The sequence below is a fragment of the Glaciecola sp. XM2 genome, assembly GCF_018595715.1.
Lineage (GTDB): Bacteria > Pseudomonadota > Gammaproteobacteria > Enterobacterales > Alteromonadaceae > Glaciecola.
This window is the reverse complement of the sequence record NZ_JAHEOJ010000020.1, coordinates 291,543-309,676: the sequence shown is the minus strand read 5'-3', so window position 1 is coordinate 309,676 and position 18,134 is coordinate 291,543. Positions and strand designations below refer to the sequence as shown.

Genomic DNA, 18,134 nt, shown 5'->3' with positions numbered 1-18,134 from the left:
CAGTTTTTGCCGTTAAGTAAATAACATAAACAAAATTTAAGGTTGGTATTTTGAAGCCCAATATGATTCTCAAACAAAATATTCCGTATGCTGCACTTATCTATTCAGCATTGGATTTGTGCGAAGTCATGCTAACACGTTCCCAAACGCTTTATCCCTTTGCGGTGATGTCTATAGAAAATGACATTCAAAGCGTATTCCCTTTGGACATGGACGACCAGGCTCAGGGCGGCATGATTGAAAACTTGCAACTCCAGCTGGCTGAACGCCGCATGTATACTGAAAACACTATTAGTTTGTTAGTGTACGCAGCAACCGTCAGTACTCCGATGGGTGAGCACAGTGATGCAATCATTTTCAATATTACAGACTCAAACGGTGAGAATACGGTGACGCTTTACCCTTATTTTCACGAGCAAGAGTGCATCAAATTAGGCGCACCATTTACGTGCGACTTCTCTGACTAACAACCTGTATATCTGCCCAAGATCTTCTTGGGCAAAATTCCTACATAAAAAGTTGTGATCATCCACAACACTGCTATTATTCCGGCAAATTTAATAAGGAACATCCCATGTCTCGAGTGTTAATTATTGGCGCTGGTGGCGTCGCTTCTGTAACGGTTAAAAAGTGCGCCCGCCTCCCACAATTTTTTGATGAAATTTATCTTGCAAGCCGCACATTATCAAAGTGCGAAGCATTGCAAAACGAAGTCGGCAGTGACCGTGTGAAAGCTGTGTTTGCTATTGATGCTGATAGTGCAGATGAGGTTGAAGCACTGATTGTGCAAGTTCAACCCGACTTGGTTATCAACCTTGCATTACCTTATCAAGACCTACCGATCATGGACGCATGTTTAGCTACTAATACCGATTATCTTGATACCGCCAATTATGAGCCTAAAGATGAAGCGAAATTTGAGTATTCATGGCAATGGGCATATCAGCAGAAATTTCAAGATGCGGGGATCATGGCATTACTAGGCAGTGGCTTTGACCCGGGTGTAACCAATGTATATACCGCTTACGCCGCTAAGCATTACTTTGATGAAATCCATTACCTCGATATCGTTGATTGTAATGGCGGCGACCACGGGCAAGCGTTTGCAACTAACTTTAATCCCGAAATCAATATTCGTGAAATTACCCAGCGCGGACGCTTTTGGGAAGACGGCCAGTGGAAGGAAACCGATCCACTAAGCGTACGTGAAGATTTGGATTATCAAAACATCGGCGTGAGAGCATCTTATTTGATGTTTCATGAAGAGTTAGAGTCGTTAGTCAAACATTTCCCAACGCTTAAGCGTGCTCGTTTTTGGATGACCTTCGGCGATGCCTACCTGACCCACCTTAGAGTGTTAGAAGGCATTGGCATGACAAGCATTGAACCGATTGACTTCCAAGGTCAAAAAATTGTGCCCTTGGAGTTTTTAAAGGCTGTGTTACCTAACCCTGGTTCGTTGGCTGACGGATACACGGGGATGACCTGCATTGGCACCTATATTACCGGCATCAAAGATGGTAAAGAAAAAACTATTTTCATATATAACAACTGTGAACACGGCAAGTGCTTTGAAGAAGTGGGTGCGCAAGCGGTGTCATACACCACGGGTGTACCGGCAATGATTGGTGCGGCGTTAATGCTAAACAAAAAATGGCACAAAGCGGGCGTTTGGAACATGGAGCAATTTGACCCAGACCCATTCATGGAGATGCTAAACGAGCACGGCTTGCCATGGCAGGTAGTTGAGTGTGACGAAAGTCCCTTTAAACGCTAACAGTGAGTCAGAGTGATGAGTAAGAACTTTCATCGTGCCGATATTCCGAGCCCTTGCTATGTTTGCGATGAAGAAAAGCTTGAGCAAAATCTAGCGCTCATGCGAGACGTGCAAGAAAGAGCTGGAATTGACATTATCTTAGCGTTAAAAGGCTTTTCGATGTGGTCGACCTTCCCTCTTGTGCGTCAATACCTAAAAGGCGCAACCTCAAGTGGCGTTTGGGAAGCTAAACTCGCCAGAGAACATATAGGCGGTGATGTACATGTATTTTCACCCGCCTATAAGCCAAAGGACATTGAGCAGCTGCTAGGACTGGTTAATCATATCTCATTTAATAGCATTGCTCAGTGGAATCGATACAAAGACCAAGTGCTTGCCAGCAATGTCTCGCCAGGTCTAAGAATCAATCCAGAAAATCAAGAAGCAGACACACCGCTATATGACCCCTGTGCGCCAGGCTCTCGTTTAGGCATTTTGGCAAAAGATATTAATCAGGCCGACTTAAGCGGCATTGAAGGTTTTCATTGTCATAACTTATGTGAATGCGACTCTTACGCGGCTGAGCGCACACTTAACGCTATTGAAGACAAATTTGGACAGTATCTCCCTCAATTGAAATGGCTAAACCTTGGAGGTGGTCACCTAATGACGCGCCAAGGATATAACGTAGAGCATTTGATTGAGACACTTAAAGCATTCAAGGCAAAATACCCCAACTTAGAGATTGTGCTAGAGCCGGGTTCGGCTGTTGCATGGCAATGCGGGCCGTTGATCGCAGAGGTGGTGGATATTGTTGAGAATGAGCACAAGGTGCTGATCTTAGATATTTCTGCCACAGCGCACATGCCAGATGTGTTAGAAATGCCATATCGACCAACGATCACCGGAGCAGGTTTACCCGATGAAAAAGGGTTTACCTATAAGCTTGGTGGCAACTCTTGTTTGGCAGGTGATGTGATGGAGGCATACAGCTTTGATGAGCCTCTAGAGGTCGGCTCTAGGCTTATTTTTGAAGATATGTTGCATTACACTATGGTAAAAACAACCTTCTTTAATGGTGTTCAGCATCCGGGTATTGGCATTTTGCGTAAAAATGGGGAATTTGAGATGATTCGTGAGTTTACTTACGAAGATTTTAAAGGCCGCTTAAGTTAAAGCCACATCTAAAAATAAAAAACCTCGCCGAAGCGAGGTTTTTTTATGCATTTATGACTACATTGTGTAGTTCACACCTAAGAACAAGAAACGACCTCTTGGTCCAGCTGGACGCGACAGTGTCGCTAAGAACGGTTCTTCATCTAGCGCGTTATTCACACCGCCATATACTTCTAAGTTTTCTGCAAACGAATACGATACTGAGAAGTCATGCACAAATGCAGTACCTGTGCTGGTGACATCAGAGAAGTCAGGGTCGTTTGCAACATCCTCAATCCCGATACCAGGTAGAAGCTGATCTGACTCATAACGTCCTCTCCAACCAAGTACCAAATCACCAATGATGTAATCAGCGCTTAAGTTAACAATCCACTCTGGGCGAGTAAATGTACCTAACACGTCGGTAACTTCATCAGGGAAGGTTACGTCACGCACTTCGTCGTTCTTCAAGAAGTTTGTGCCGTTAATAGTAAAGGCTAGTTCACTATCATCGGTTAGATCAAAGCCGTAATCTACTCTAAAGTCGATACCGGTTGTCTCTACTTCGGCTAAGTTGATAAAGCCTGAGCGGAAATCGGTGATAAAGCCATTCGTTGGATCACGGTCTACCGCTTGACAGAACTGGTTGTTTGTATCAGCTGCATCCACACAGTTTTGAGCAATATCAAAACCACTTAAGCTGTCAATCAGGTTAGTGATTTGGATGTCATAGTAATCCATGGTCACAACTAAACCGTCCAGCGCACCACCAAACTCATTTGAAGGTCTCCAAACAAGACCTAGCGTCAATGTTTCTGCCTCTTCCGGCTCAAGATCTGGATTACCACCGGACGTACCTGATACAAAGGCTGACAAGAAGTTAGTCGAGTCATAGGTACCATCAGTAATGCCAGAGCCAATTAAGGTTGTACAGTTTGCTACCCTAAACTCAGAACCTGCATTGATAAAGTTTGCGTTACATGGGTCTTGGCTTGCACCAATGGTGGCTGCAAACGTTGGTGAAAATGCTTCGCCAATATTCGGAACACGTACCGCCTCAGACAAGGTAGCACGAAGTGTTAGCGTGCTGATAGGAGACCATACGCCACCTAACGTCCATGCATCTGTACTGCCGTATGGGTCATAGTCAGAGTAACGATAAGCAGTTCTAATCTCTATACGCTCAGCAAATGCAACGTCTTCGACGATTGGTATTCTTGCTTCAAGGAAGTATTCAGATACATCATACACACCAAACGACGGGTTAGTTGGTCCACTATTACTGTCTTGCGTACCGAACGTTAATCCAGCAACACTGAAGTTATCTGGTGTAAACTCACTGGTCTCACGACGCCATTCGTAACCAAGGGCAAAGCTTACTGGTCCTGCAGGTAGGCTAAACAAGTCTGCACTGTCGCCAGATACAACCGCCAAGATGTTCTCTTGTTTGATATCATTTTGAGAAGTTACCGGTTGGAATACCCAGTTTGCGCCTTCTTGACTGATAGAGTCTATGCCAAATAGGTTGATTGGCACACAGCTACTATCAGAGCCTGGCAAAAAGGTCAGGAAGCCAAAGTTAGAGTTTGCGCTTGGGAAAGGTGATGATGGAGGAACAGCGCTTGGATCAAGCGTTGAGCGACAAACAATATCACCGGTGGATGGGTCGACAACAGCATCAATAGCAGCGAAGTAGCGGTCTTCAAGTCGTGCTCTTGACGTAATATTCGCATCGGTCTTGCCGTAGTTATACGCTATTTCGTAATCTAGCTCAGTGCCTGGAATAACGCCTTCAAAGCCAAATACAACACGCATCGTTTTACGGTCGGCTTCTGGGTTTGAATTAGCGGTAACATCAAGCACATCTCGCGACATCACTAAATCAACACCTACACCCTCTGCTTCAAGCGTATTAATTTGGCTAAGCAACGCGGCAGGAACAAATGGGTTGTCTAAGGCGATAGGAATATCGTCGTTAAAACCATTTACTTGGTTGGTTTCTAAAGTTTCACTTTGAACGTACTTTGCATCTATAAAGAAGGTTGCATAGTCGGTCAGGTCGTAGGTTCCTTTCGCTTGAAATAGCGTACGAGACGTTTCCGGTAAAATTAATTCACTGTCAGGGCTACTTGGTACACCGTCACCGCCACTGGCGGCAAAGCCGTTAATGTACACATCACCTACGTTATATGGGCGTAATGTGCCATCTCTGCCCACTACCTGGCACTCTGCTATTTGAGCAGCACCTAAGAAATTACAGCCTGGCACGCCGCCTGAGTTAACCACACTCACAAAGGCACTACCAGCAAGTGAAATTACACCAGCGTCACTTGAAATAGGCAGTCTACCGTCGGTAATGTAAGTATTTGCAAATCTTGGATCTACACCAAAGGCATCTTGAGTTGCTTGTGTATTTGCTTCGCGACCTGCTAGGCCTGAACCGGCAAAATCTCGATCACGCGCAAATACCGGGCTGGTTTTTTGATGCTCAATGGCAAACACCAAATCGCCTTTACCATCAGCACTTGAAAAGCCATTAGCCAATGAAATAAAGAATTCGTTAGCATCGCCTTTGTCAGTCAAACCCGCTTGTGTACGAAGTTCTAGACCATCAAAAGATGCGCCATCACGCATGTTAAAGTTCACAACACCTGTTACCGCGTCAGCACCGTATACAGCAGAGGCACCACCAGTTAATAGCTCTACGTTGCGTAACAAGGCGGTTGAAATAGTGTTTACGTCTACTGAACCTGAACCTTCAATACCCGATACGTGACGTCTACCGTCTTCAAGTACGAGCGTTCTCACCGTGCCGAGGTTACGAAGGTTTAATTGGCTAGCGCCAAGAGGTGTGCCGTTAAACGCAGAAAACGAGCCAGGCAATGAGGCTTGTAATTGCGGCGATTCACGAAGTAAGGCACCCAAGTCGATTTGACCCGATGTCTTAATGCTGTCGCCGCCTATGGAAATAACGGGACTTTCGGCATCAAGTGTATAGTCTTGAGACAGGCGTGAACCGGTTACCTGAATCTTTTCGACAACTTCTTCTTCATTATTTTCTTGCGCTAAGGCAGTCACTGACGTTGCGCTGAGCGCGCATGTCAATGCGATACTTAGGCTAGTGCGTGTAAACTTTGGTTTTATTATGTTCATTAGCAGTCCTACATGTGTGTTGTTTCAACAGAGATTTGCAATAAACATTCCATTTGATTTTTGCGAAGATAGCTAAGCTAAGACTATGCTTTGCATAACAAATTTAAGGATTATTGATGCATCAACTCTTATGTTTATCGAAGGTAACAAACATAAATGCACCAAGATCAGGCTCATTGCACTCCTATAGTGCATGATTTTTTAAAGGAAAAGCAATCTAATTCGACCAATATCTTAGATGCCGTATGTCGCGGGGCTCAAAATACTGCACTCGAATTTGTCATAAAAAAACCCGACACTAAATTAGTGTCGGGTTTTTATTTTAGAATGTTTTGAGGGCATGCCTCAAAACAATGTGTTGCTAATACTTAGAAAGTATATTTAACACCAACACGCATAGACCAAGTTGAAGCATTGATGTTCAAGTCTTGACCACGGTCGCCATCAAAGTTGGTGTACAAGTAAGTACCGTCATCTTGAATGGTTGCGTCAACAATTGGGTTGTTAAACTCAAAGTTAACTTGGCGCAAGTTGCCCCAATCTGGGTTTAGCAAGTTACCTAGGTTACGTATTGCGAAGAATACTTCACCACGGTGATTTGGCATAAATCCTGGAAGCTCTTGTGAAACGCGTAAGTCAACACGTCCAAACCAAGCACTGTTTTGAGTGTTACGTGGAAGAATCTGACCACGATATTGCTCAAGACCTTCAGCAGCAATCAGTTCGTTAAATGCGGCTTGGTCGAAACCAGGACCGTATTGTACGATTGGATCGTTTTCTAACGGGATGTAAAGCAAGTTACGATCTTCGAAACCACGCTCATCACCAAAACCTGGGTCGTTGTCAAAGTTGTAGCTAAACGGACGACCTTTCTGGCGTACGAAGAACAAGTTGAAACGAGTATCGTAATCTTCAAAGAACTCATAACGATATCCAACGTTCATAGTGAAACGATGTTGAACTTCGTAGTTACTTGTAGCAATACCTGGCTCATTTAAATCGCTAACTGAAAGGTTACCGAAGTTAGATGAAGCAGTAGAGCTGTTCATTGGGCTACCGTCGTTGATGTCGCTGTACGAGTAACCTGCATTTACGCTAAAGCCAGTATCCCAGCGCTTACGTAATGTAGTAGTGAAGATAGTGCTATCACCGTTCTCGTCAGAGTTAGTCAAGAAGTAGTCTGTTCCGCTACGTCCGCTACAATCGCTAGAAGTTGGATTAGTAACACAATCTGGGTCTAGTAAGTCTACATCTTCATAGATTGGACGACCATCAGGTGCTGTACCAACCTGTACAGTGTTAAGCGGAATAGTCTTAGCAAAGTCACGGTTTTTAGAGTGAATAACTTCTGCACCCACTACATAGCCGTCACCAAATTCACGCTGAATACCTATGTTCAACTTAAGAATTGATGGAATATCAAAGTCTGGGTCTAACGCGTTTACAGCACCGTCACCACCAACTAGTCCATCAATAGACTCTTGAGGTAGATTAAAACCAAACCCTGGAGTTGTTGAACCGTCTAGGCCTGCATCTGTTCCATCAAGTTGTGAAGATAGAATAGTAACACCGTTGTTTGAATAGTTGTTAGACAACCATACATTCGGGTTACCACCAGAGAAGATACCTAAACCACCATACAAGAACGTAACATCGTCAAAGGTATAGTTGAAACCTAGACGTGGTTGAAGTAGTTCAAAGTCAGGACCAGCGGCATTTGTGAAGCCATAGCGCTGTTGGAAGTTAGCATTTGCTACTGGATCTCTATCAGCATCCCAAGTGTCGTAACGTAAACCGTAAGTAACGGTTAAGTCGTCAGTCACCATCCAACGGTCTTGGATATACATAGTAGTATTGCGGAATTCAAATTCAGCAGCACCGTCAGCTGGGTTAAGTGATCCTGGAATTGAATATTCAATTTCGTTGGCAATTTGATTTCTAAAGTCATCAAGACCAGAGAAAGTAAATACGCCTTGGCTTCCAGGTACAAACAAGTTAAATACTTCTACGTTCTGGAATTCAATACCAGCAGTAATCTCATGGTCACCTGTTAGATATGTACCGGCTAGTTTGAAGTTAGTTGTATCGTAGTTTAATACGTTCGCTTGACGGAAGGTATCTGCACCTAGCAAGATATCAACATTTGGAACCGCATCTTCTATACGAATATCACCAAAATCTGTATCAGAAGTACCAGGGATTTGGCCATTTTTAACTTCAGCTACTGCATAACGAACTTCGGTAAAGAAGTTGCTAGTCCAATCTGAGTAAATTGAAAGTGCAGTAGTCGTTAGCTCATTTGCACGCTCGTAGTAACGGTCGTCAAACGCATAAGAGCCTGAGCTCAAACCTGTTGATGTTTGGTTGTTACCGTCGGTGTTCTGATAGGTAAGTGCCGCACGATGGTCATCGTTAATCTGCCAATCGATTTTAACAAGCACTTTTTCTTCTTTCTCGTCAGCAGAGCTGATTGTGTTACCTACTTCGTAACCATATACATCTCTTGCGATTGAGCGAACTTCTTCAAGTACTTGAGTGGTTAGGCCACCGATAGGCTGTGCAAAACCAGCGCCTTCTGGACCACGCTCATAAATTTCAATTGGTTCATGTTTTTCAAACGCTGCAAAGATGAAAAGCTTATCTTTGATGATAGGTGCACCAACGGTAAATCCGTAGCGGCTTTCGTCAAAATCAGGAATATCGAACTGGCCTTCAGATGTCTCATCACCTTGAAGAGCATCGCTTGTGTAATCGTAGAATACTGAACCGAATACATCGTTGGTACCAGAACGGAATACCGCGTTGATATTACAGCCTGTGAAACCACCATAGGTTACATCGTACGGTGCAAGCTGCACGTCTACTTGGTCAATCGCGTCGAACGGGAAAGGCAAACGCTCAGTTGGGTAACCGTTACCGTTAAGACCGAAGTTATCATTCTGTGGAACACCATCAACCGTTAGGCTGTTAGAGCGGTTGTTTACACCCGCACACTGAATGGCGTTGTTATTAGTTGCATCAATAGAGATACGTGGGTCAGTTTGCAGTACGTCTTTAATATCACGGTCGATAGACGGTTGATATTGAAGGTCATCGAAACCAAAGTTAGAGCTTGGCCCTAAAGTTTCGGTGATTAGGCCGCTTGCCGCACCTGTTACCGTAATACGCTCGATGTCGCTCGCTGCAACAAGGTCGATAGTTACGTTAGCATCTTCACCCAAGTTAGCGAAAACGCCTTCTACGGTACGTGAACCTAATTCATCTTCAACGATCAACGTGTATGGACCACCGATACGCAAACCACGGATGGTGAAAGTACCAGTGTTAGTCGATGTGAACTCACGTACTGAGTTGGTACGTGTGTCGATTACCGTAATTTTCGCGCCTGTCACTGTTTGACCAGATTCAGTTACGATCGTACCACGGATGGTTGAAGAAGTTTCCTGTGCCATGGCTGCAGTCGATAGACCGACAGACAAAGCGACTGCAACTGCAATTTTATTCAGTTTAGTCTTTGCAAACATTGTTTTTCCCTATGTGTTTTTTTGTATAAGTATTTTTACCGCGTGAATTGTCTATTTCAAACATTACACTTTTATTACAGTTTGTAATTTTCATCAATGTTTAATATTCGAAAATTCAGATGAAAACCTGTTATTAACCCGCAAAAATGCCCAACTTTCGCCAAAAACGCATATAAATCATAGTTGTTATTGAATGGTGTGAGGACACGTTGTAAAGTTGCGCAAATTTTAAAAGTAATCACCAAATATGAATCAGCCAACGATTATTGCTATTTCTGGCGCTTCGGGTTCGGGCAAGTCATTATTTACCCAGAATTTGGCCCTTAAACTGCAGCAACAAGACAAACATGTACTTGTACTGCAAGAAGACCATTATTATAAGTCGCAAGATCACATTCCACTCGAGCAACGAGTCAGCACTAACTACGACCATCCAGATGCCTTTGAGCACGATTTGCTAAGCGCGCACCTTCAGCTTCTTAGAGATGGTGAGACGGTAGAGTATCCGGCATATTGCTATAAAACACATACTCGCTTGCAAGAAACACAAACCATATCCCCCGCTCCTATCATTATTATTGAAGGAATAATGCTGCTGACGCAAATTCACTTGTTCGATCATTTTAATGTTAAGGTATTTGTCGATACCGCTTTAGATGTTTGTTTGATGCGCAGAATGTTGCGCGACACGCAAGAGCGTGGACGCTCTATGGTATCGGTAGCCGCGCAGTATGAAAATACCGTAAAGCCGATGTATCACAAATTTATTGAGCCGTCGAAAACCTTTGCAGACTTAATCGTCCCTCATGGCGGTGAAAACCTTTTAGCGGTAGATGTGCTAAGCGCCTACTTATTTAATCCACAAAATGGAAGTACAGTTAATGGTTAGTTTGTTAGGTGTTGTGTTCTTGCTGGGCATTGCGATTTTATTTAGTAAAGCAAGAAACAAAATAAACTGGCGCACCGTAGGGGGCGCATTTTTTCTTCAGGTCGCCATTGGCGCGTTCATCTTGTATTCCACCATAGGAATTGATTTTTTACTCGCACTCACAGAGTTTGTTGGTAACATCATCGGCTACTCGCGCGAAGGTATCGAGTTTTTATTTGGCCCCATTGGTAATTTATCTCTTGGCTTTATCTTTGCTTTTAATGTACTGCCCGTTATCATTTTCTTCTCGTCGCTAATTGCTGTTCTTTACCATTTAGGCGTAATGAGCTTCGTGATCAAACTGATCGGCGGCGCTTTACGGAAGCTTCTCGGCACTAGCCGCCCAGAATCGATGTCGGCAGCGGCCAATATTTTTGTTGGCCAAACGGAAGCACCATTGATCATCAAGCCTTTTATCCCTCAAATGACGCGTTCAGAGCTGTTTGCTGTGATGGTAGGTGGGCTAGCGTCCATCGCCGGCTCCATTATGGCTGGATATGCAGGATTGGGTGTTGAACTCAAATACCTCTTAGCAGCAAGCTTCATGGCAGCGCCCGGTGGCCTGTTAATGGCGAAATTAATTGAGCCAGAGACCGAAACACCAAATCAATCATTGACCGAGGTCAAATCAGATAATGAAGATTATGCTAATGTGCTCGACGCTGCTGCAAGTGGTGCTGCATCGGGTATGAAGTTAGCGGTTAACGTGGGTGCAATGCTGCTTGCGTTTATTGCATTAATAGCAATGTTAAATGGGATTTTAGGTGGCCTTGGCGGATACGTAGGTGTCGACGGGCTAACAATAGAGTTTATCTTGGGCATTTTATTTCAACCTATTGCATGGTTGATTGGCGTGCCTTGGGAAGAAGCTCAATTGGCAGGAAGCTTTATCGGTCAAAAAGTCGTGGTAAATGAGTTTGTTGCCTACAGCAATTTTGTTTTAGCCACTGACCAACTATCACCGCAAAGTCAGGCTATAGTGACCTTTGCGCTGTGCGGCTTTGCTAACTTAAGCTCCATCGCCATTTTAATGGGTGGAATAGGCGCGATTGCCCCAAATCGCCGCAAAGATATCGCGCGGCTGGGCCTAAAGGCAGTCTTTGCAGCCACTTTGGCAAACTTAATGAGTGCGGCCCTTGCAGGCATTTTTCTCTCACTCGCATAAACAAAAGAATATTTGGAAGTAAAATACATGAAATTAGAAGCAGTAGATTATCAATCCCCTACAGCCGCACAAGACTTTGTTGAATCATTGCGTCAAACAGGGTTTGGCGTGTTAAAAAACCACCCCATCGCACAACGGAGCGTAAGCGATATTTATCAAAATTGGGAAGCCTTTTTTAACTCCCCTGAAAAAGAAAACTTTGTCTACCATAAAGAAACGCAAGACGGCTTTTTCCCTAAAAGCGTTTCTGAAGTTGCAAAGGGCCATAAAAAGAAAGATATCAAAGAGTATTATCACTACTACCCTTGGGGACAGTGTCCTGAGGGTTTAAAACAAGAGATTCACGCTTATTACGAGAGTTCGCTTGCGCTTGCCAGCGAATTACTCAATTGGATTGAAGCAGAGTCGCCCGACTCGGTCAGCAAGCACTATCGCGAACCGTTATCGAATATGATCAAAGATAGTGGGCAGACGCTGCTTAGAATCTTGCATTACCCACCATTAGTGGGTGACGAAGAGCCTGACGCAATTCGAGCAGCGGCACATGAAGATATTAATCTAATTACGATCTTACCAGCGGCGAATGAGCCTGGCCTTCAGGTAAAACTTAAAGATGGCAGTTGGCTAGACGTTCCAAGCGACTTTGGCTATTTGATTGTGAATATTGGTGACATGCTACAAGAAGCCTCTGGGCATCACTTTCCGTCAACCACTCACAGAGTGATCAACCCGCAAGGTACCGACACAACAAAGGCGCGTATTTCGTTGCCGCTGTTCTTACATCCTCGTCCTGATGTAGTGCTCTCAGATAAATATACGGCCGATAGCTACCTAAAAGAGAGATTGCGCGAGCTGGGCGTAGTATAACCAAAGTAGCTAAAGCTCAGTTGAACGCACAATACTTGTTAAATTTAGACGTAACTCCCTGAAAGTCACGTAAAATTAACGTGTTATGGTGCACCGTGTGGTTGTTCACCAGATACACCCGTTAATGATAGTAGCGCATCACAACACTCTCTAGACTTCAAAAAACATAAACCGCTTAACGTGAATAAAGCGGTTTATGTAAGTCGTGACAAGATAAATACCAATAGAGAAAGCGCTACGCGCCTGGGCCGCATTCCATGCACATATTGACTATGTCTGGCCCAAACTTGAGTTTGGCGTTTAAATCACGTAATGCGGTACGTAAGCCTTCTTCAATAACCGGATGGTAAAATGGCATCTCAAGCATTTGTGGAACGGTCATTTTATTTTGTACCGCCCACGCCAGCAAATGCGCTATATGCTCTGCTTGTGGACCCATAAACTCTGCCCCTATAAATAAACCGGTGCCTTGCTCTGCGTACAAGCGCATGTGCCCTTTGTTTTTAAGCATTACCCTGCTACGCCCCTGGTTTTCAAAGCTAACTTCACCCACTTCAAAACAACCACACTCCCCTAAACGCTGCGTAATTTGTTTGTAAGTTTCACCTACCATTGCAATTTGAGGATCGCTAAATACCGCTGCAATTGTCGCTCTGCGAAGCCCTACACGCACATCGGGAAAGCGCCCGGCGTTTGTGCCAGCAATGGTGCCTTGATCTGCCGCCTCATGTAGCAGTGGGATCATATTGCTAGCATCTCCTGCGATAAAAATGTTTGATGCTGAACATTGCATAGTATGCGGGTCGGCAACAGGTACACCACGCTCATCAAGTTCAATACCTGTATTTTCAAGCCCTAGCTTGTCTATGTTTGGCACTCTCCCTGTAGCAGCCAGAACATAGTCAAATTGCTCGGTTTGTTTAACGCCCTCTTTGTCTACATAAGTTAGCTGCGCTTTATCACCCACTTGCATCATGTCAGACACCGATGAGTTGGTATCTACATAAAACTCTTCGGCAAATACCTTATTTGCATAATCGCGTATTACCGGATCGGTAAGTGGACCTATTGCGCCACCCACACCAAACAATTTTACTTTTACGCCCAACCGACTCAGCGCTTGACCAATTTCGAGACCTATTACACCGGGACCAAACACCGCGACTGACTCCGGTAAGTCGTCCCAATCAAACACATCGTCGTTTATGATCAGTTTGTCGCCAAAATTATTAAAAACACCTGGGTAAGATGGCCGTGAACCCGTGGCAATCACAAAACGCTCAGCGGTAATAATCGTGTGATCATCTATTTGTATGCGGTTAGCATCTAAAAATTTAGCATACCCTTTGATTTTATCTTGCTCAGGTATCTCATCGACGGCCTCAACCACAAACCCGGCAAATCTGTCTCGTTCGCGCTTAACTCTGGCCATCACTGCCTTGCCATCAATAGTGGGGGTTGAGCTATTCACGCCAAACGCGGGCGCCATCTCAATAGCATGGGCCGCTTCCGCCGCTGCTATCAATAGCTTACTTGGCATACAACCAACGCGGGCGCAGGTCGTTCCGTAAGGTCCAGCTTCAATCATCAGTACGTTTTGCGTATAGGTTTTCGCATTTCGATATGCGCTTAAACCAGCCGTACCTGCTCCTATCACAACCACATCAGTTTGTATTTGTTGCATAATATTTACTCCTGTTGATTCATAGGGGCAGGCGCCCCTATTTGGGTTCATGACTTAGGCAAAATAGTTTTCTAACTCTTCAGAACCACCAACGTGACGGCCACCAATAAATATCTGCGGCACAGTTTCACGCCCACTTATCGCTTTGAGGCTGGTCAATGATGCGTTAGCCCCCATTGTGATCTCTTCAAATGCTAAGCCTTTTTCAGTTAATAAGGTTTTGGCTTTAACACAAAATGGACAGCCCGGTTTAGTAAATATGCTGACGGGCTCCGGTTTAGCTTGGTCTGGATTGATGTAGGTCAGCATGGTGTCTGCGTCAGAAACCTCAAATGGGTCGCCGGGCACATCTTCTTCGATAAACATTTTGTCAATCACGCCATCTTTCACTAACATTGAATATCTCCAGCTGCGTTTACCAAAGCCTAAGTCGCCCTTGTCTACCAGCATGCCCATGCCTTCGGTAAACTCACCGTTTCCATCAGGAAGTACTGTAATATTCTGGGCTTCTTGACTTTCTGCCCATGCATTCATAACAAAGGTGTCGTTCACCGATAAGCAAACGATTTCATCTACACCATTTTGTTTAAAGACATTTGCCAGCTCGTTATAGCGCGGTAAGTGAGTCGATGAACACGTTGGCGTAAACGCGCCAGGCAGTGAAAATACAACGACGGTTTTACCTTTAAAAATCTCATCTGTTGTAACGGCTTTCCATTCGTCGTTCTGACGCGTTGCAAATGTTACGCTTGGGACGGTTTGACCTTCTATGTTGTTTAGTGTGGTTTGGTTAAGCATTGTTTTGTTCCTCTCGTTAAGTTGATAAGGAGTATCGCGCATAACAATAAATAGATAAAATCGTTTGATTATATTAAGCTGATAGATATAACCTATTATAAGCGTGCAAATGAATTTAAGAGATTTCGAATACGTCAAAGCGGTCGCACAATTTAAACATTTTCGCAAAGCAGCAGACGCTTGTTTTGTGAGTCAGCCAACATTAAGCGGTCAAATCAAAAAATTAGAGCAAGCGCTGGATGTGGTGTTATTTGACCGTTCAACCAAGCAGGTCAGCCTAACAAGTGATGGTAGGCGATTATTGGCGCAAATTGAGTTGATTTTGGAAAATACGCGGGTTTTAAAAGAAATGGCGGCGACTTCCAACGAGCCATTAAAAGGTAAACTCAAGGTGGGCATTATCCCTACTATTGCACCTTATCTGCTTCCGGTACTACTGACGTCGATGAAAGAAGCATTTGTTGATACTCAATTTTCATTCATCGAAATGCAAACCATCACTATGTTGAGCGCACTGGAAAATGGAGAGCTAGATTTTGCGATTTTGGCAGATGTGCCTGAACTAGCAAACTTCAATACAGTGGTCTTATATAAGGAAGACTTTTTAGTCGCACTCTCAACACAACATGCGCTTTGTAAGCACAATAAGGTAGCAATAAGCGATCTAGAAGGTTGTGACTTATTAATGCTAAGCGATGGTCATTGTTTTAAAGACCAAGCCCAGCAGTTTTGCTTTTCTGCTGGCGTTGAAGTTTCTAACCAATACAAAGGCAACAGTATAGAAACCCTACTTGCATTAGTCGCAATAAACGACGGTGTGACGTTTGTACCCAAATTAGCCTGCAGCAAAAGAACTGGAATTGCTTATCTGCCGATTTTTCCAAACCAACAGCGCAAGGTTGTACTGGCCTGCAGAAAGCATTATCCGCATATGTCAGGGGTAGCGCAGTTAAGTGAATGGCTTATAACGCATGACAACTTAAAGCGACAACTCGATAAGGTAGTATAAATTGCATTTTGCCCATGTTAGGCAAGGTTGTTGGTAAATAGTTTAGAGAGCGGCGCTATAACGACACTAGCTGTCATAAGGCCGCAAAACGCCTTTTTGTGTTCGCAAAATATTGGTTTAGTAATCTGCATTGCTTATTTGTGATGTGACCCGCTTGCAATCACTCTAGGTTCAAACGTAGAGGTAATGCAACGCTGGTCGCCATAGTAATTATTGCTGTAGTTACAGTACGTTTGATCAAAATGCAGTTGCGCGGGTTTATTTTGGTTAAGCTGCTTTAATGCTTGTTGTAAATATTTCATATTTATAGCCTCAGTCAGATAGTACGTTGGGTAAGGTTGTTTCGGTAGACATAAAGATAAATGAGAAATCAAAATGCTTAAAGCGATTAAAAGCAATTCGTGTAATCGTTTTTTACGATTACACATCTAAAGCCTTTATTGGTAAATGATATAATGGGTTCTCCGTGGTGTAATCGCTGTAACAATGTGGATATTGCTACTAACTATGATTACAACAACGGAAAACGTCTAACTATCTTTCAAAACTCAAAAAGACTGCTTCAGCACCGTTAACGACGTTTTTGCTTAAAACCAAAAAAGCCGTTATCAATGATTTGTTCGGCAACCAATTTAGGCACGCTGTTTTCCCAATCGCCACCGCCGCTTTTGAGTTGCTTTAAAATATCTCTTGAGAATATTTTGAAAAGGTTGATATCGCTGGTATCCAAGCCGGTTAAAAAGTCGTTTTCAAGTAAATGACGATATAGAAAGCGCAAATGCTCTTGAACCTTTAAGTCTGAAAACTCGCGTAACTCGCCTTCAGCATTTAGCTCTGGGTAGATAAACATCCGCGTATTGTCGGGGAATAACTTTCCAAAACCTTCGAGCATGCCGCCTTCTACACCTCGGTAAGATTCTTCATCAAAGATTTGTTTGAGGTTTATCATACCGACCACAATTCCAATGTGCATCTTGGTATACTGACGGAAGTAAGCACGCAAAGAAAAGTAGCGCGTATAATCTGATATCATCACGTTATACCCTAGGGCATTTAGTAGCTGAACTCGCTGCACCAAATCTTCTTCAGGCACATGGTTATCATTTCCTTTCGCATCGTTAAGAGAAATCTCAGCAATAGCAATGGTATTTGCTTCGCTTATTCCTTTTTGAGCATAAAAAGCTTTTTTACCCTGCTCTATCATATCGACGTTCAAATTAGTGACAGGTCTAAATGACCCACGAATGGTAATTACATTCTTTTTGTAGAGCATTTCAGCTGGCACGCCAATTGTGCCATCGGGTCTAAACATAATTGCTCGGGTTTTCCAGCTGCGGATGAGGTGCAAATTAATCGCGCGATTGTCGATATCCTCAAAATACGGCCCTACAAATTCAATAGAGTCAATTTCGATACGCCCAGGTTTAATGCTGTCGGTAAGCGAGTCAATCATCATCTTAGGGTCTTCAAAATAATAATATGCCGCGTAAATGAGGTTCACGCCTAATACACCGAGTGCTTGTTGTTGCGCCTCAGCATTATCATCATGCATGCGTACATGTACTTTTATGTTCGAAGGCTCTGCGCCTGGATACATTTGGATGCGGATCCCACACCACGCATGGCACTCATTGTCTCGGTTGAAGCTCTTTGCAGCAACCGTCGCGGCATAGGCAAAATATCGAGAAGCCTTTGAGCGACCTTCACTCACCCGCTCAAGCACTAGGTTTAGCTCTTGCTCCATCATTGCCTTTACGCGGGCCTTACTCACATATCGACCGTCGTTTTGCACACCATAAATCGCATCAGAAAACTTCATATCATAAGCCGACATGGTTTTTGCTATGGTACCGGCAGCTGCGCCTGCTAGAAAAAACTGTCTAGCCACTTCCTGCCCTGCTCCAATCTCTACGATTGTGCCGTATTTTTTATCGTCTAGGTTTAGACGTAAGGCTTTTTGAGAAGTAGAGCGTGAGCTGACGTTTTTGTGTTCCATGAGAACTCCTGTAAGCGAGTAGTGTGAGCATAGCTTTGTTTAAGGCGTTATCGGCTGAGTATTATATCTTTTGAGACATTGACACAGTTAAGTTCGCGA

13 protein-coding genes are annotated in these 18,134 nt (G+C 43.9%); 7 read left to right on the top strand and 6 right to left on the bottom strand.

Annotation, left to right across the window (positions count from 1 at the left end):
- Positions 1-50 precede the first annotated feature (50 nt).
- The 3 genes from KJ365_RS05965 (at position 51) to nspC (ending at position 2,932) form a co-directional block, all read left to right on the top strand.
- The gene (locus KJ365_RS05965; RefSeq protein ID WP_250884050.1) at positions 51-467 is read left to right on the top strand and encodes a hypothetical protein; all 417 of its coding nucleotides are present in this window, start codon (positions 51-53) and stop codon (positions 465-467) included.
- A gap of 107 nt (positions 468-574) precedes the next feature.
- Positions 575-1,777 carry a saccharopine dehydrogenase family protein gene (locus tag KJ365_RS05960; RefSeq protein WP_214450714.1) on the top strand — a complete coding sequence of 401 codons (1,203 nt, stop codon included), beginning with the start codon at positions 575-577 and terminating at the stop codon, positions 1,775-1,777.
- Positions 1,778-1,792: 15 nt separating this feature from the next.
- Positions 1,793-2,932: a carboxynorspermidine decarboxylase gene (gene nspC / locus KJ365_RS05955; RefSeq protein WP_214450713.1), complete on the top strand. Its 1,140-nt coding sequence runs from the start codon at positions 1,793-1,795 to the stop codon at positions 2,930-2,932.
- A 57-nt stretch (positions 2,933-2,989) separates the two neighbouring features.
- Here the strand turns inward: nspC and KJ365_RS05950 are convergent, their stop codons facing one another.
- Entirely contained in the window at positions 2,990-6,064 is a 3,075-nt protein-coding gene (locus tag KJ365_RS05950; protein ID WP_214450712.1) for a TonB-dependent receptor domain-containing protein, read from the bottom strand.
- 368 nt (positions 6,065-6,432) lie between these two features.
- Positions 6,433-9,588: a TonB-dependent receptor gene (locus KJ365_RS05945; protein WP_214450711.1), complete on the bottom strand. Its 3,156-nt coding sequence runs from the start codon at positions 9,586-9,588 to the stop codon at positions 6,433-6,435.
- Positions 9,589-9,835: 247 nt separating this feature from the next.
- On the opposite strand from KJ365_RS05945, the gene udk reads away from it, so the two are divergent.
- Genes udk through KJ365_RS05930 form a run of 3 tightly spaced genes read left to right on the top strand, consistent with a single transcriptional unit; the run spans position 9,836 to position 12,548 of the window.
- A complete protein-coding gene (gene udk / locus KJ365_RS05940) occupies positions 9,836-10,477 on the top strand; it encodes a uridine kinase (RefSeq protein ID WP_214450710.1) in 642 nt (213 codons plus the stop codon).
- Positions 10,470-11,681 carry a NupC/NupG family nucleoside CNT transporter gene (locus KJ365_RS05935; RefSeq protein ID WP_214450709.1) on the top strand — a complete coding sequence of 404 codons (1,212 nt, stop codon included), beginning with the start codon at positions 10,470-10,472 and terminating at the stop codon, positions 11,679-11,681. Before udk ends, KJ365_RS05935 begins: the two co-directional genes overlap by 8 nt.
- Before the next feature lie 27 nt (positions 11,682-11,708).
- Positions 11,709-12,548 carry an isopenicillin N synthase family dioxygenase gene (locus tag KJ365_RS05930; RefSeq protein ID WP_214450708.1) on the top strand — a complete coding sequence of 280 codons (840 nt, stop codon included), beginning with the start codon at positions 11,709-11,711 and terminating at the stop codon, positions 12,546-12,548.
- A 235-nt stretch (positions 12,549-12,783) separates the two neighbouring features.
- On the opposite strand, the gene KJ365_RS05925 is transcribed toward KJ365_RS05930, so the two are convergent.
- A complete protein-coding gene (locus tag KJ365_RS05925) occupies positions 12,784-14,232 on the bottom strand; it encodes a dihydrolipoyl dehydrogenase (RefSeq protein ID WP_214450707.1) in 1,449 nt (482 codons plus the stop codon).
- A 54-nt stretch (positions 14,233-14,286) separates the two neighbouring features.
- Positions 14,287-15,030: a glutathione peroxidase gene (locus KJ365_RS05920; RefSeq protein ID WP_214450706.1), complete on the bottom strand. Its 744-nt coding sequence runs from the start codon at positions 15,028-15,030 to the stop codon at positions 14,287-14,289.
- A 109-nt stretch (positions 15,031-15,139) separates the two neighbouring features.
- Here KJ365_RS05920 and KJ365_RS05915 point away from each other — a divergent pair, with 109 nt between their 5' ends.
- The gene (locus tag KJ365_RS05915; RefSeq protein ID WP_214450705.1) at positions 15,140-16,039 is read left to right on the top strand and encodes a LysR substrate-binding domain-containing protein; all 900 of its coding nucleotides are present in this window, start codon (positions 15,140-15,142) and stop codon (positions 16,037-16,039) included.
- 134 nt (positions 16,040-16,173) lie between these two features.
- Here KJ365_RS05915 and KJ365_RS05910 read toward each other — a convergent pair whose 3' ends face one another.
- Both KJ365_RS05910 and KJ365_RS05905 read right to left on the bottom strand, forming a co-directional pair.
- On the bottom strand, positions 16,174-16,341 hold the full coding sequence (locus KJ365_RS05910; RefSeq protein WP_214450704.1) for a hypothetical protein: 168 nt from the start codon (positions 16,339-16,341) through the stop codon (positions 16,174-16,176).
- A gap of 269 nt (positions 16,342-16,610) precedes the next feature.
- Positions 16,611-18,035 carry a TonB-dependent receptor gene (locus tag KJ365_RS05905; RefSeq protein ID WP_214450703.1) on the bottom strand — a complete coding sequence of 475 codons (1,425 nt, stop codon included), beginning with the start codon at positions 18,033-18,035 and terminating at the stop codon, positions 16,611-16,613.
- Positions 18,036-18,134: the final 99 nt, after the last annotated feature.